General features: G+C 61.9%; 13 protein-coding genes. 4 read left to right on the plus strand and 9 right to left on the minus strand.

Going from position 1 to position 14,327, the window contains the following annotated elements:
• Positions 1-27: 27 nt before the first annotated feature.
• From FHU29_RS20600 to iolC, 7 genes are read right to left on the minus strand one after another with little or no spacing between them, the layout of a single operon-like run.
• On the minus strand, positions 28-897 hold the full coding sequence (locus FHU29_RS20600) for a sugar phosphate isomerase/epimerase family protein (protein WP_064438283.1): 870 nt from the start codon (positions 895-897) through the stop codon (positions 28-30).
• Positions 898-929: 32 nt separating this feature from the next.
• A complete protein-coding gene (locus FHU29_RS20605; protein WP_064438282.1) occupies positions 930-1,958 on the minus strand; it encodes a Gfo/Idh/MocA family oxidoreductase in 1,029 nt (342 codons plus the stop codon).
• A 15-nt stretch (positions 1,959-1,973) separates the two neighbouring features.
• Positions 1,974-2,903, minus strand: a complete 930-nt coding sequence (locus FHU29_RS20610) for a TIM barrel protein (protein WP_083962048.1) — start codon at positions 2,901-2,903, stop codon at positions 1,974-1,976.
• A gap of 34 nt (positions 2,904-2,937) precedes the next feature.
• Positions 2,938-4,908 (minus strand): 3D-(3,5/4)-trihydroxycyclohexane-1,2-dione acylhydrolase (decyclizing), encoded by a 1,971-nt coding sequence (iolD, locus tag FHU29_RS20615; RefSeq protein WP_064438280.1) that lies wholly within the window; start codon positions 4,906-4,908, stop codon positions 2,938-2,940.
• 2 nt (positions 4,909-4,910) lie between these two features.
• Positions 4,911-5,837 (minus strand): 5-deoxy-glucuronate isomerase, encoded by a 927-nt coding sequence (iolB, locus tag FHU29_RS20620; RefSeq protein WP_064438279.1) that lies wholly within the window; start codon positions 5,835-5,837, stop codon positions 4,911-4,913.
• A gap of 24 nt (positions 5,838-5,861) precedes the next feature.
• Complete coding sequence (locus FHU29_RS20625) at positions 5,862-6,779, minus strand: Cgl0159 family (beta/alpha)8-fold protein (protein WP_064438278.1); 918 nt, start codon at positions 6,777-6,779, stop codon at positions 5,862-5,864.
• Positions 6,772-7,791, minus strand: a complete 1,020-nt coding sequence (gene iolC / locus FHU29_RS20630) for a 5-dehydro-2-deoxygluconokinase (protein WP_232322848.1) — start codon at positions 7,789-7,791, stop codon at positions 6,772-6,774. Before iolC ends, FHU29_RS20625 begins: the two co-directional genes overlap by 8 nt.
• A 221-nt stretch (positions 7,792-8,012) precedes the next feature.
• On the opposite strand from iolC, the gene FHU29_RS20635 reads away from it, so the two are divergent.
• The gene (locus tag FHU29_RS20635; RefSeq protein WP_064438277.1) at positions 8,013-8,750 is read left to right on the plus strand and encodes a GntR family transcriptional regulator; all 738 of its coding nucleotides are present in this window, start codon (positions 8,013-8,015) and stop codon (positions 8,748-8,750) included.
• Positions 8,751-8,774: 24 nt separating this feature from the next.
• Here FHU29_RS20635 and FHU29_RS20640 read toward each other — a convergent pair whose 3' ends face one another.
• Positions 8,775-9,275 carry a hypothetical protein gene (locus tag FHU29_RS20640; RefSeq protein WP_064438276.1) on the minus strand — a complete coding sequence of 167 codons (501 nt, stop codon included), beginning with the start codon at positions 9,273-9,275 and terminating at the stop codon, positions 8,775-8,777.
• Between the two features lie 266 nt (positions 9,276-9,541).
• Here FHU29_RS20640 and FHU29_RS20645 point away from each other — a divergent pair, with 266 nt between their 5' ends.
• The 3 genes from FHU29_RS20645 to FHU29_RS20655 all read left to right on the plus strand — a co-directional run bounded on the left by FHU29_RS20645 (position 9,542) and on the right by FHU29_RS20655 (position 12,535).
• Entirely contained in the window at positions 9,542-10,585 is a 1,044-nt protein-coding gene (locus FHU29_RS20645; RefSeq protein ID WP_083962047.1) for a substrate-binding domain-containing protein, read from the plus strand.
• Positions 10,586-10,654: 69 nt separating this feature from the next.
• The gene (locus FHU29_RS20650) at positions 10,655-11,710 is read left to right on the plus strand and encodes an ABC transporter permease (RefSeq protein ID WP_064438275.1); all 1,056 of its coding nucleotides are present in this window, start codon (positions 10,655-10,657) and stop codon (positions 11,708-11,710) included.
• A 9-nt stretch (positions 11,711-11,719) separates the two neighbouring features.
• Positions 11,720-12,535 carry an ATP-binding cassette domain-containing protein gene (locus tag FHU29_RS20655; RefSeq protein WP_064438274.1) on the plus strand — a complete coding sequence of 272 codons (816 nt, stop codon included), beginning with the start codon at positions 11,720-11,722 and terminating at the stop codon, positions 12,533-12,535.
• A 441-nt stretch (positions 12,536-12,976) separates the two neighbouring features.
• Here FHU29_RS20655 and FHU29_RS20660 read toward each other — a convergent pair whose 3' ends face one another.
• The gene (locus FHU29_RS20660; protein WP_064438273.1) at positions 12,977-14,281 is read right to left on the minus strand and encodes an ABC transporter substrate-binding protein; all 1,305 of its coding nucleotides are present in this window, start codon (positions 14,279-14,281) and stop codon (positions 12,977-12,979) included.
• Between the last annotated feature and the right edge of the window lie 46 nt (positions 14,282-14,327).

Consider the following 14,327-nt stretch of genomic DNA (forward strand, 5'->3'; position numbering starts at 1 on the left):
CCTTAGTGAGTGGGGAGGAGTGTGTGGTTAGGTGGTAGCGAGTTCAGCGCTGATTCGCTCGAGCATGCGTTCGTGGATTTCGTCTGCTTTTTCTTCCCAGCCGAAGACGCAGACAGTGGCGACACCGTCGAAGTGCATGTCGCGAAGGGTGGAGAAGAACTCGTCCCACGGCACTTCGCCGTGCCCGATCTCGTTGTGCTGGTGGATTCTTACGTCAGCCCCGGGTGGGTTGATGATGTACCGGTTGCCCTGGTTGGCGCGGTGGTTGTAGCAGTCCGCGATGTGAACGTGGCGCAGCTTGTCGCCCGCCTTGCGCATCATTTCTCCGACGTTGTACGCGCCGTCTGACAGGTGAAACGAGTGTGGCGCGCAGTACACGTAGTTGACCCACGGCTTGTTGATTCCGCGGATGATGTTCAGCGCGTCGTCGTTCCGCTCGGCGAAGTCGTATGGATGAGCCTCGAGGTTGAGTGCAATACCGTGGCGTTCAAAGTCCGGGATCAGCTCCTCCATAGAGCGGTAGAACGCGTGCTCCGATTCGCGGGGACGGTTCGGGTCACCTGATAGCTCCGAGTTCACGAGCGGGCACTCGAGGTCATTGGCGATCTCGAGCAGCCGCTTCCAGTTGCGGACCTGCGCCTGCCGCTCCTGCTCTTCAGGAGACGCCCAGTTGAACACCGGAACGAGGGTGAGTACCTGTACACCCGTCTCCTTCATGGCCTTCTTCACGTCCGCGATCGCGGCATCATCAGCTTTGGGGTAGTGATGCCAGAAAAAGAAATCAGCGCGGGGCGAGAGCTCTAGATACTCATACCCGAGGTCGGCGGCCTTCCGAACCTCATCAGCGACCGACAGCTCGGGGTGATACATGTTGGGGTCGAGCGCGATCTTGACCACGCCAGCTCCTTTCAAGCGAAATGTGGGTGTGGTCAAGCGCCGGGAATCGATGCGCGGTCGACCATGTCGACCTCGACCCGGGTACTTGTGGTGAGCGAGCGGACTCCCGCATCGCAGACCGCGGCTGCCGCATAGCCGTCCCAGGCACGGGGACCGTCGACGTAGTTGCCGGTTTCGTCGCCGCTCTTGACGGCGTTGACCCAGCGCTGCAGCTGGTCGTGGTAGGCGCGGCCGAACCGCTCCTTGAACCCGGGTGTTACCGTTCCGCCCCAGATGCCGGGCGCCGACTTCCGCACCAAATTGACGTCAAGCCCGATCTGGGCGCTGCCGCGCTCAAAAATCGCTTCTGAACGCACCTCGTACGCGATTCCCGTGGTCACGAACGCTTCGGCGTCGACCATGCGGCCGCTCTCCATCTCGAAGATCGCGAACTGGGGGTCCTGCAGCCCGTCACGAGCGTTCGAGTTGGGGCGTGGCTTGAGAATGTGGACCGACTTGATTTCCTCGCCAAGGAGGAATCGTGCACAGTCCACCTCGTGGACAAGGCAGTCCTTCACGATCATCGCGCTGTCGAAGTGATCCGGGACAGCGGGATTGCGGTGTGCGAGATGCAGCATGATGGGAGCACCGAGCTCGCCGGATTCGACGAGGGCGCGCAGTTTCATGTACTCGTCATCGAATCGCCGCATGAACCCGATCTGAATCAGCTGCTTCCCCAGGGCTGCTTCGGCCTTCACGATCTCAAGCGACGACTCGACGTCCGTGGTGAGTGGCTTCTCGCACAGCACGGGCTTGCCCGCTTCGAGGCAAGCGAGAACTTGCTTCTCGTGCACTGGGCCGGGAGTGGCGATCACCACCGCGTCCACGTCCTCAGCCACGATGGCGTCGAAGGGGTCGGACACAACCCGTGCACCCGGAATCGCGTCCGCAATCGCGTTCGCGCGCTCGTCGTCAAAGTCATTGATGACTGTCACGTCAGCACCGGCCACAAGGTTAGTCAGCTGATCCGCGTGGTTAGCGCCCATCATTCCGACGCCGAGTACAGCGACCTTAACTGTCATTGCTCTCAAGTCCTTTCAGTTCTTGTATGGCCAGCGGCGGACGGGTCCGAGGCCGCAGGCCGAGAAGTATCCGGCGGTACGGGCACCGATGGGCAGCGGAATGTGCGGCGCGACTGGGTAGAGATCTTGTTCGACGATCGTGAAGATGTCGGTTCCGAGTTCAGCGAGCGCATCGAGCAGCGGCGGCATATCCGGGATGCCGTGTGGCGGCTCCACCATCGCGCCGAGCCGTACGGCTTCCGAAAACGGCAAGTTTTGCGCCCGCACAGTCTTGAGAACCTCAGGATCGACCTGCTTGAGGTGCACGTAGTGCACGCGTTCGGGGAACTTTCTGATGATGTCGACGTTGTCGCCGTCGCAGTACGAGATGTGCCCGGTATCGAGGCACAGGTTCACAAACTGCGGGTCGGTGTCCTGCAGGTACCGCTCGACGCGTTCTTGAGTGTCGACGTGGGTGTCGACGTGCGGGTGAAACACCAGCTCGATACCGAAATCTTCGAGAATCACCTTCGCGAGCTCGTTCGACCCGGTGACGAGGTCATTCCACTGCTGGGTCTCGAGGTCTGCGGCTTCCGTGGCCGCACCTGAATGCATGTCGGTGTACTGCTCAGGCAGGTGCACCAGGTACTTAGCGCCCACAGCCTGAAGCAGGCGAGCTTCCCTGCTGAACGTCTCGATGGCCTCTTTCAGTGCATCTTTGCCGCGGTGCAGACCGGCGAACACGGTGCCGCCACTGACCTGAAGCTGGCGCTTCTCCAGTTCCTCCCGGAGCTGATTCGGATCCTGGGGGAGAAATCCCGATGGGCCGAGTTCGGTCCACGAGTAACCGGCCTGGGCGATCTCGTCGAGGTACTGCTTCCAGCCGACCTGGTGGTCGTCCTCGGGAAACCAGACACCCCAGGAATCGGGTGCGGTGCCGAGCTTGAGGCGGGATAGGTCGTTCATTGGCTTCATTTCCTTTGTCGCTTCTCGGCGAGGATCATTCGGACGGGCGCGCGGAAGAAGGGCGCAGGTAATGGCGCTGCACGGACTTCCAGGCGTCGTAGACTTCACGGGCTTGTTGCGTCGACTCGAGTTCCGACGTTTCTGAGACGGGCACGTCCCACCACGATTTGCTGTCCGGCGCGTTGGTGCTCAGATCGGATTCGACGTAGATCACTGTGGGACGCGGGCTTGCTTTCGCGTGCTTGATGGCGTCGGCGATTTCCGGGGACGTGTTCGCCCGAATCACCTCTGCACCAAGGCTTTCCGCGTTGGCTGCCAGATCCACGGGCAAGATATCGCCATCGAGGCGGCCGCGGTCAGAGCGGTACCGATATTTGGTGCCGAAGCGCTGCGATCCGAGCTCTTCTGAGAGCGAGCCGATCGAGGCGTAGCCGTGGTTCTGCACCAAGACGACGTTGACGGGGATGCCCTCCTGGACCGCCGTGACGAGCTCGGTCGCCATCATGAGGTACGAGCCGTCACCCACGGTGACGAATACGTCGCGGTCTGGGCAGGCCATCTGAATACCGAGACCTCCGGCGATCTCGTAACCCATGCAGGAGTACGCGTACTCGACGTGGTAACCCTTGCTGTCCCGAGTGCGCCACATCTTGTGCAAGTCTCCGGGCATTGAGCCGGCCGCGCACACGACGACGTCACGCGGGTCGGTGAGCTCGTTAACCAGACCGATGATCTCCGACTGCAGCAGTTTGCCGTTTTCGCCGGTACGGCCTGGGTGGTACGCGGATTCGACGGTGGCGTCCCATTCGGCGGCGAGCGCCCTGACCTTCTCCTGATAGTTGTCCGCGGTGCGGTAGCCCTCCATCAGGTCTGTCAGAGTGGTGAGAGTCTCGCGGGCGTCGGCGAGCACTCCGACCGCGCTGTGTTTGAACACATCGAGGGAGCACACGTTGATGTTTACGAACTTCACGTCCGGGTTGGAGAACGCGGTGCGCGACGCTGTGGTGAAGTCGCTGTAGCGGGTGCCGATACCGATCACAACGTCAGCTTCGGCGGCGAGTGCGTTCGCGGCGGTCGTTCCCGTGGAGCCAATGGCCCCGACCGAGAGCGGATTGTCATATCGCAGTGAGCCCTTACCAGCCTGGGTTTCACCAACCGGAATTCCAGTTTGTTCCGCGAACGCCTTCAGCGCTTCCGTGGCGCGGGAGTAGTGCACTCCGCCGCCGGCGACGATCAGCGGTTTCTGTGCCGAGCGAATGAGTTCGGTCGCGCGCGCGACCTGATCCGGCTGCGGCACCACCCGGCCGAGGTGCCACGTGCGCTCCTCGAACAGGGCCACCGGCCAGTCGAATGCTTCGGCCTGGACGTCCTGCGGAATCGCGACCGTCACCGCACCGGTCTCCGCCTGATCGGTGAGCACGCGCATCGCGCCCAGCAGCGCCGAGGGCAACTGTTCAGGACGCCACACACGATCAAAGAACTTCGAGACCGGACGCAGTGTGTCGTTGACGGTGTTGTCGCCCGTGTCGGGGCGCTCGAGTTCCTGCAGCACAGGGGCACTCACGCGGGTCGCGAACGTGTCTGCGGGGAGTAGCAGAACAGGGATGCGGTTCGTGGTTGCAAGCGCCGCGCCGGTCACGAGGTTGGTCGCGCCAGGCCCGATCGACGTGGTCACTGCCCACGTCTGCAGCCGGTCCTTGGCACGTGCGAACGCGACCGCGGTGTGCACCATGGCTTGCTCGTTGCGGCCGAGTATGTAGGGCAGCGCCTCGGGGTCGTCGAGCTCCGCCTGCAGCAGTGCCTGGCCGAGACCTGCGACGTTGCCGTGGCCGAAGATGCCGAAGCAGCCGGCGAAAAGCTTGTGCCGCTCACCATCACGCTCCACGTACTGGTTAGCGAGGAATTTGATAGTCGCCTGCGAAACCGTCAAGCGCACCGTGGGGTCGTTATTCGGGACGCGGCGGATGTTTTTCTCGTGGGTGGGAGTCTGGTTGATCGGTGCCACGACTATTCTCCAGAGTTCGGTCGAAAGGGGAGGCGGGGGTCGACGGTCTGGTTGTCCCAGGTGCCACGGATCCAGGTGTGCTGGGGATCGTCGGTGATCTTCCAGGCGCGCACCTCACCGGGTCCGGCCATCACGTTCAGGTAGTACATGTGATGTCCGGGCGCGGCGACCGACGGGCCGTGGTAGCCGTGTGGAATCAGCACCGCATCACCGGTGCGTACTTCTTCGAGGACCTCGATGGGCCGCTCCTTGGTGCCGTACACGCGCTGGTAGCCGAAGCCCTGGCCGCTGGTGTCGACGGCACCGGTGAACGAGCCATCGCCAGGGTCTGCCGCGGAGATCTCGAAGTAGTAGATCTCTTCGAGCGACGACTCGACTTCAGTCTCTTCGTCGTGTTTGTGGCTGGGGTAGCTGGACCAGTTGCCGCCCGGTGTGACTACCTCGCACGCGATCAGTGAGTCCGCTTCGAACGCGTCCGCGGTGCCAAAGTTGCGGACCTCTCGGCTGCAGTTGCCCGCGCCCCTGAGTTCCACCGCAACGTCCTCGGCGGCTACGTAACGCATCGGCAGCTTGTTTTTGGCACGCGCGCCGCACAGCGCGATTCGTCCGCCCGTCTCGGTGGAGAGCGTGAACTTGCTGTCCCGGCCGACGTACACGAAGTCGCTGGGGCCGGTGAAGACCGACTTGCGGCCCTTCAGCGTGTAGGTGCCCGCACCATTTGCGACCGTGGCCGACCCTGCAAGCGGAATGACGATGTACTCGTCATTGCGGGTCTCCAGTGTGAGGCGCTGCCCAGGTTCGAGGCTGGCGATGCGCAGGCTCGATTCGGTCCAGCCCGCCGACTCGGGAGTAACCTGCAGCGCGAAAGGCCCGCGTGCGGACGCGCCGTTGGGGAGGTAGTAGTCGCTTCGTTTCAGAGTGCCGAGCATGTGTAGTCCTTAATCCTCGCTGATTCAGCGGAGCAGTGAAACCGCGGTAGCCACGGCACCTGCGACGTCGTTGTCCTGGGGGTAGAGGAGGGTGCGGCCAACAATCAACCCGCGTACCGCCGGTAGTTGCAGCGCGCTCGCCCAACTCGAGAAGGTGTCTTCCGGGTCGCCATCGGGGTCACCGCCGAGGAGGAGGGTGGGGAGGGTCGTTGAGTTCATGACGCGTTCCATCTCGTGCACCACGGGCAGCTTCATCCATGTGTACGCCGACGTGGAACCGAGTCCCTGGCCAATGTGGATCGACTTGATGACAGCGTCGGGGCTGAGGTCGTTGCGGGCTTTGCCGTCGACCCAGCGGGAGAGGAATGGTTCGACCATCGCGATGAGGTCCCGGGCAGCGAGGTCGTCGATCGCCTGCGCACAAGCTTGGAGTGTCGGCAGGGTGCCCGCATCCTCAGGGGCGATACGGCACAGCATCTTGGCGCCGTTGAGGCCCTGCTGTGCCGTGGATTCGGGAGTGGCCCCGGTCATCCGGTCGTCGAACTCGAACGATGCACCAGCGATGCCGCCGCGGTTCATGGAGGAGAACACCACTTTGTCCTCGAGCGCTCCCATCAGGAGTAGGTCCTCGAGGATGTCGTTGGTGGCGAGCACGCCATCGACACCGGGGTTCGCCAGTGCGGTGCGCAGCCGGTCGAGGAGATCCAGCCGGCTAGCCATGGCGCCGTGATCGCCGCGCACAGCCAGGGCGCCGCGAGCTGGGTGGTCGGCGGCGACGATCATAAGCTTCCCGTCACCACGGATGGTGGGGCGCTGGGTGCGAGCCTCCCAGGCGCGGCTGATTGCTTGAGGATCGGCCGCGCGGGTATCGGTGAGTTCCGAGTAACTCGAGCACACGGGTTTTCTGCCGGGCACGTTGCGTGCGAGGAGCGTGTCAGACATGGAGGGACTCCTCGTCGGGTAGGAGGGCGGTGATTTCGGATTCGGTGGGCATAGCGGTGGAGCATTCGAGGCGGGACGCGACGATCGCTCCGGCGGCGTTCGCATGGCGAAGGATCTTTTCGAGCGGCCACCCGGCGAGCAGGCCATGGCACAGTGAGCCGCCGAAGGCGTCTCCGGCGCCCAGCCCGTTCACGACGTCCACGGGGATTGGCGGCACCACGACGGAGCCGTCGCGGGTTTTGCCGAGGACTCCCTTCGGGCCCTGCTTGACGATCGCGATCTCGACACCGAAGTCGAGCAATGCATCCGCGGCCTTGTGCGGGTCAGTCTCACCGACGGCGACTTCACACTCCTCGCGGTTACCGACCGCGACGGTGATGTGGGGAAGTGCCTTCTGTACCTGCTCAGTTGCTGCGGCTGCGGAGCCCCAGAACATCGGCCTGTAGTCGAGATCTAAGACCGTGAACTTCCGTCGTTCCCGGGCCTGCCAGGCCGCGAAATGTGCACTGCGGCTAGGTTCTTCGGACAATCCTGTGACCGTGGACCAATAGAGTTTCGCGTTCTCAACCGCAGCGGTGTCGATGTCTTCAGGTGTGACCTGCAGGTCCGGCGCCGAGGGCTTGCGGTAGAAGTACAAAGGAAAGTCGTCTGGCGGGAAGATCTCGCAAAACGTGACAGGCGTGGCGTACTCACTGCTGGTGATGACGTGCCTGCTCTCGACACCGAGCCGCTGAAGTTCTTGTTTGACGTAGCGGCCGAACGGATCGTCACCCGCGCCGGAAATCAGTGCGGCCCGCCTGCCGAGGCGCGCCGCAGCTACGGTGACGTTCGCGGCGCTGCCTCCGAGAAATTTTCCGAACGAGGTGACATTCTCGAGGCCGGTACCGATCTGAAGTGGGTAAATATCGACCCCACTACGGCCGATAGCGAGAACGTCGTAAACCTGTCCGCCAGCGCCCGAGGTATTCGAAGCGGCGGGGCTGGATTCAGACGGGGTATGTGTGACCTGCACTGATTCGCTCCCATTGTGTCGCTGCTTGTCGCCGTAGCGGCGCTCGATGCGCACCACTCGTTGTTCTGACTGTGCGCCAGGGCACAGGCAGATGTCAATACTTTGTCCTAACATTCTGACGTTGTGCCTTTTGGTGCTACCGTGGTTTGATCAGCGTTGGTGTGGCAGCCGGGGTGCTGAACTGCCCAAAGGCGTGTAAGTCCAGAGAACGGAGGCGTGGGGTGAGTGTCCCGCTAGAGATTCGCCTCGACCGGTCAAGTCCGCTGCCCCTGTATTACCAGCTGGCCGCAGCTATTGAGCAGGCGATTCATGAAGGTTCGCTGAATCCGGGCGATCGGGTGGAAAACGAAGTCGCGCTCGCGGAGCGGCTCAATCTGTCGCGCCCCACGACGCGGCGTGCGATGCAGGAACTAGTCGACAAAGGGCTGGTCGTGCGGAAGCGTGGCGTGGGCACCCAGGTTGTGCAAGCGCCGCTGCATCGCCAGGTAGAACTGACGAGCTTGTATGACGACCTGATGCGCGCCGGGAAGAAGCCGGGCACCACGATGCTGGAGTATCGCCCACACCCCGCCGACGCGGAGGTGGCGCGCGAACTCAATTTGCAGCCCGGCGATGAGGTGGTTCTGATTCGTCGGCTTCGAACGTCGGACAGCGAGCCGATCGCCCTGATGTCGAACTACTTGCCCGCGGAGATTGCGCCCCCCGAAGAGGAACTGGCTGCGCGAGGCCTTTACGAGGTGTTGCGCGTCAGAGGTGTTCATATCAGGATTGCTCGGCAGCGCATCGGTGCCCAGGCCGCAAGCCGGGATGAGGCGGCGTTGCTCGAGGAAAAAACTGGTTCGCCGCTACTCACGATGCAGCGCACGGCATTTGACGATGCAGGGCGCGCGGTCGAGTTCGGTAAGCATCTCTATCGAGCGAACCGGTACTCGTTCGAAACGACGCTCGTCGGCCGCTAGGGAATTCTCGCCTTCTCTGAAGGTTTACCGAGGAATTTGAGCCGACCGAAGCTGAATCCGCGGGAGCGTTCCGTCTTTGCTCTCACCTATCCTCGACTGGACAGTCACTTGGTAGGTAATCGCGGAAACAATTCCCTTGTGGACACCAATCCTGGCCTTGAATACTAGGCACAGGGGACTCCCCGCAATGCCAGCGAACGCCTGTGGCCTGAGCAGCAGGGTTGCATCGGCAAGGGCTGCGACGTTCGCTTCGTCATCGTCGTCGGCTACTGATGACGGGGCCGCAGAAACAGTGAACCCCAGTATCTGGGCAGAGTCCTCATAGGTGTTGATTGTGTTGCTCTCTATGGGCAGAAATGACGTGATATCGCCGCGGCGGGTCGTGCTGCCCGAATCGCCGAAATTGATGGCGATCCAGCCACCGTACGTCTCGGTTCGCAGCCGTGTCGTCGAGATTGCGTCCCGGTATGCGAAGGATTGAACATGCCGAGGAGAAACTACATCGCTGACCTTGATTGCGACCATGTCGCGGGTCCTTCCTGAGCGTCTTGTGCCAGGCGGGGGATGCTGGCGTCCCTAAGCTTCCCCGGTCCGTGTACGCCCGTGAAGGCACCCTCGGGGGGTTTGCCTCCCACCCCCCGTGAACGCAGCCTTCACCGCGACGACACCAGATTAGACCGAATGTTAGGACAAAGTATTGACAGGACGTTGTGAGCTGAGTTACACCTAGAGGTATCGATGGCGAACACAACAGTTCCGCCCGGTTCATTTTCACGAAGGGACATCCCCAAATGACCTCTCACCCACAGCGGGAAAACCGTCGGGACTCGGCAGCTCGACCACCGCGTACCTGCCGCCGGTGGCTCGGAGCAGTAGCCGGTCTCACGCTCATTGCGGTTACCGCAGCATGTTCTTCTACCGGTGGGCGTCCGGAGGCTACGGGGGGCGGCATCGGCGCAGGGCAGGCCGACACTGACCCGATCACCATTGCGATGATCACCCATGCTGCTCCTGGTGACACCTTCTGGGACTTGATCCGCGCTGGTGCTGAAACCGCCGCAGCGAAAAACAATGCGACGCTGCGATACTCGTCGGACCCTCAGGCACCGAACCAGGCAAACTTCGTGCAGGGCGCCCTTGACGCCGGTGTCGATGGCATCGCGCTGACACTGGCGTTCCCTGACGCGCTGTCTGGCGCCGTGCAGCAGGCGGCAAATTCGGGGGTCCCGCTCGTCGCATTCAATGCCGGCCTAGATGACTGGGAGCGTCTCGGAGTCGACCAGTATTTCGGCCAGGATGAGAACGTGGCCGGCGCGGCGGTCGGTGACCGGCTGAACGAAGAGGGCTCGCAGAACGCCATCTGCGTCATCATGGAGCAGGGCAACGTCGCGCTCGAATCGCGCTGTGCGGGCGTCGCCTCGACCTTTGGCGGCAACGTCGAGGTGCTGAACGTCGAAGGTCGCAATATGCCGGGCGTGCGCTCCGCGATCGACGCGAAGCTCCGTCAGGATCCGAACATCGATACGGTGATCACCCTAGGAGCACCGTTCGCGCTGACAGCGGTAGACGCGATCACTGACGCGAACAGCGAAGCACGCGTAGTCACGTTCGACACCAATGCGGCTCTGATGGACGCGATCGAGGCCGGTGCCGTCGAATGGGCAATCGACCAGCAGCCTTTCCTGCAGGGGTATCTCGCGGTCGACTCGCTCTGGCTCAACATCTACAACGACACCGTCATCGGTGGCGGCCAGTCAGTTCTTACCGGGCCGACATTCATCGACGAATCAAATATTGAATCCATCGCGGACCTCGCGAGGTCGGGACTCCGCTGACCGGACCAAGCGCCCGGGCGTGAGCCCACCCCACGCCCGGGCGCTTCTCCACTCACTCAAGGGAATGATATGTCTGTCCAGACCCCAGCTGCGGCGCCGCCCCAGCCACCTCAAGATGAACGTGTAGCGAAACGCAAGTTGCTCCATACAGTGATCCTCCGGCCGGAGCTGGGCTCCGTCCTCGGCGCGATCCTGATCTTCGGCTTCTTCATTGCGATGGCGCCACCGTTCCGCAACGTCGATTCCTTCGCAACGGTGCTGTACGCGAGCTCGACGATCGGCATCATGGCAATCGCTGTCGCGCTACTGATGATCGGTGGTGAATTCGACCTCTCCGCTGGTGTCAACGTCACTGCCGGCGCCCTTGCAGCGTCGATGATCGCCTACAACCTGCACCTGAACTTATGGCTCGGCGCTTTCCTCGCATTGTTTGTCTGCCTTGCCATCGGCTTCATCAACGGCTGGCTTGTCACCAAAACAAAGATTCACAGCTTCCTGATCACGCTAGGTATGTTCCTGATGTTGCAGGGAGCGAATATTGCGGTCACGAAGTTCGTGACGAACTCGGTCTCGACTCCACGCGTGTCAGATATGGAAGGCTGGGCCTCCGCGCGCGCCGTGTTCGCATCGAGCATCAACGTTGGCGGCATCAGCATCCGGATCACTGTCCTGTGGTGGCTTGTGTTCGCGGTAGTTGCCTCCTTTGTACTGTTCAAGACGAAATTCGGTAACTGGATTTTCGCGGTCGGCGGTAACGCGGAGAGTGCACGCGCTGTTGGTGTGCCTGTCAACCGCGTGAAGATCATTCTCTTCATGACGGTGGGCTTCGCCGCATGGTTCTCCGGCATGCACATCCTGTTCGCGTTCGACACCGTCCAGTCTGGCCAAGGTGTCACCAACGAGCTGATCTACATCGCCGCAGCTGTTATCGGTGGCTGCCTGCTCACCGGTGGTTACGGCACCGCAATCGGCGCCTGCATCGGTGCTTTCATCTTCGGCATGACCAACCAGGGCATCGTCCTCGCGGGCTGGGAGCCTGACTGGTTCAAGTTCTTCCTTGGCGCGATGCTGCTGCTCGCGGTCATCGGAAACAACGCGATACGCAAGTACGCGGCGAGTAAGTAAGGCTGACAAATGAGCACTGAAACAGAATCTGCCCAGGCGGCCAAACACGGCGGAAAAGTGCCGCTGATCGAGTTCAAGCACGTCGGTAAGCGGTACGGCAACATCGTTGCGCTACAAGACATCAACTTGCGCGTCTTCGCCGGCGAGGTTACCGGTGTCCTGGGTGACAACGGAGCCGGCAAGTCGACTCTGATCAAAATCATGGCTGGCCTGCACCAGCAGACCGAAGGCGAAGTCCTCGTTGACGGTGAGCCAGTGCATTTCAGTTCTCCGATGGACGCGCTGGAAAAAGGCATCGCCACCGTTTATCAGGACCTTGCAGTCGTCGCCCTGATGCCGGTGTGGCGCAACTTCTACCTCGGTCAGGAACTCTACAAAAACAAGTTCACGCGCTCCCTTGACGTCAAAACAATGCGTGCTGTTGCGCGCGAAGAGCTGTACAAGATGGGCATTGACCTGCCTGACGTCGATGCGCCTATCGGGAGCCTCTCCGGTGGTCAGCGCCAGTGCGTGGCGATCGCTCGCGCGGTGTACTTCGGTGCGCGGGCACTGATCCTCGACGAGCCCACGGCAGCGCTTGGTGTGAAGCAGTCTGGCATGGTGCTGCGGTACATCACAGCGGCGAAGGAGCACGGCTTCGGCGTCATCTTCATCACGCACAACCCGCACCATGCGCACATGGTGGGCGACCACTTTGTGTTGCTCAATCGGGGCCGTCAAACGCTGGACTGCACCTACGACGAGCTCTCACTTGACGATCTCACGCGGCAGATGGCGGGCGGCGATGAACTCGATGCGCTGAGCCACGAGCTGCGCGGCAAGTAATTCACGTCCCGCTGCAAAACGTGAAGGGCGCCTGCGTTAAGCAGGCGCCCTTTCGTCTCCCCCAAATGACCTGCCCTACCCCCCGGTTGCGGGCGCGATCACTTTGCGGAACTGAGCATAACGTAAATCACGCAGGTCACGAAGGGGTGGTTGATCGTACAATATTTGTGCTGAGGCAGCAGATTGGGGGATGGGGTGCGGTTAGGGGTGAATCCCCCTGTGTTGCAACGGTTGGTGGTTTGCGGGGTGTGTTCTCGATACTGTCGAGCTGTGTCGCAAATCACTTGCTAGGAGGTTAACGTGTACTGCATTCAGGTATGGCCTTGGTCAGTCTTCTGCGGGATCGTCGCCGGAATCGTCGAGATGATCACTTAATCCGCACACAAATCGTGGGCCCTTCCCACTCGAAGGGAAAGGCCCACGTTTGGGTCCGCTACCGCATCACGGCTGCACGCACGGAGCGTCGTACTCTACCTCGGTGGTTGCCGTAACCCCATCTGCGATGGCCCGGGTTCCGAGTTCGACTTCAGCGTCAGGAACTGAGATCGTTGCACTCATCTCGTCGAACGCGGGCGGTTCACCGAATGTGCGATTCGGAAGCGCACCTTCGTAGTCCACTTCGAGACCATCGATCGCGGCGCGCAGCGCCGAACGGGACAGTTCACCGTCATCGGCGGCCGCTTCCAGGAGTGACTTCAGCGGATACGACCACACCCAACCGAAAATGTAGCCCTGGTTGTCGGGAAGCCTGCCATCGAGAGACTCGCGGATCGCGGAGAGCGCGGCGCTGTCGCCGTCCCACCCTTGCCATGGGCCGACATGGTTGTACCGGGCGGTCAGAGCACCGATTGCCGCGGTCTCGAGCAGTCGGGGATTCCAGGTGGGGACGGAGCCGAGGAATCGGCCGTCGTAGCCGCGTGACACGGCTTTCGCGACGATCTCCGCTGCTTCACCGGGAGCGGTCGCAATGAGTACCACGTCCGGCTGCTGACTCAGAATCTGTTCAACCGCAGCGTCCTGGTTCTGCACCATAGCGTTTGGTGCCGTGTCGATCTGCGCAAGAATCTCGACGTCGTTGGCTTCCGCCCAGCGCGTTGCTCCGACCGCGGAGTCCGAACCATAGTCCCCGGGGTACCCAACGGTGAGCAGCGTTTCGGGTGTGCCGTACTCCTCGCTGAACCAGTCGAGGCCGATGACTGATTCGGTGCAATAGGAGTATCCGGATTCCAGGATCAAACCACGGTCAGCCTCGTCAAAGTGCAGACCCGACCACCACGACCCTGGCACGGCCACGAGATTCGAGCTATCCATGCTCGGTAGTACAGATTCCGTTTGGGGGGTACCAAGGCTCATCGCGAGTGCGAGGACGTGCGGTTCGATGTCCTGGTACTCGGTGGCGTGCTGATCCACGCTATACGCGGTGTTGCGTGTGTACCGGGAGATATCCACGTCGTACCCAGCGATACCGCCCTCCTCATTGACCGAGCGCCAGAATGCTAGTTGGCCCTGATGGATCTGGGCACCGAGTTCAGCGAACGGTCCCCCCTCGAGGTCGGAAAGCACACCGAGGTAGATACACCCGTTGTCGGCGTTGACCGCGTCGGGGCACGGTTCTTCGGTTACGCCTACTCCGGCGGTGACATCGTCCTCATCATCCACCGCGGTGCAGGCCGTGGCGGCTGCAAGGGCGAGAATTGCTGGAGCAGCTATGAGCGTGGTTCCCCAGCGCCTGGATCGTGATCTCAACGGGTACCTCCCTGTTGTTCGGACTGATGGATGGGACTGCATGGTT

Source organism: Hoyosella altamirensis (genome assembly GCF_014191505.1).
Lineage (GTDB): Bacteria > Actinomycetota > Actinomycetes > Mycobacteriales > Mycobacteriaceae > Hoyosella > Hoyosella altamirensis.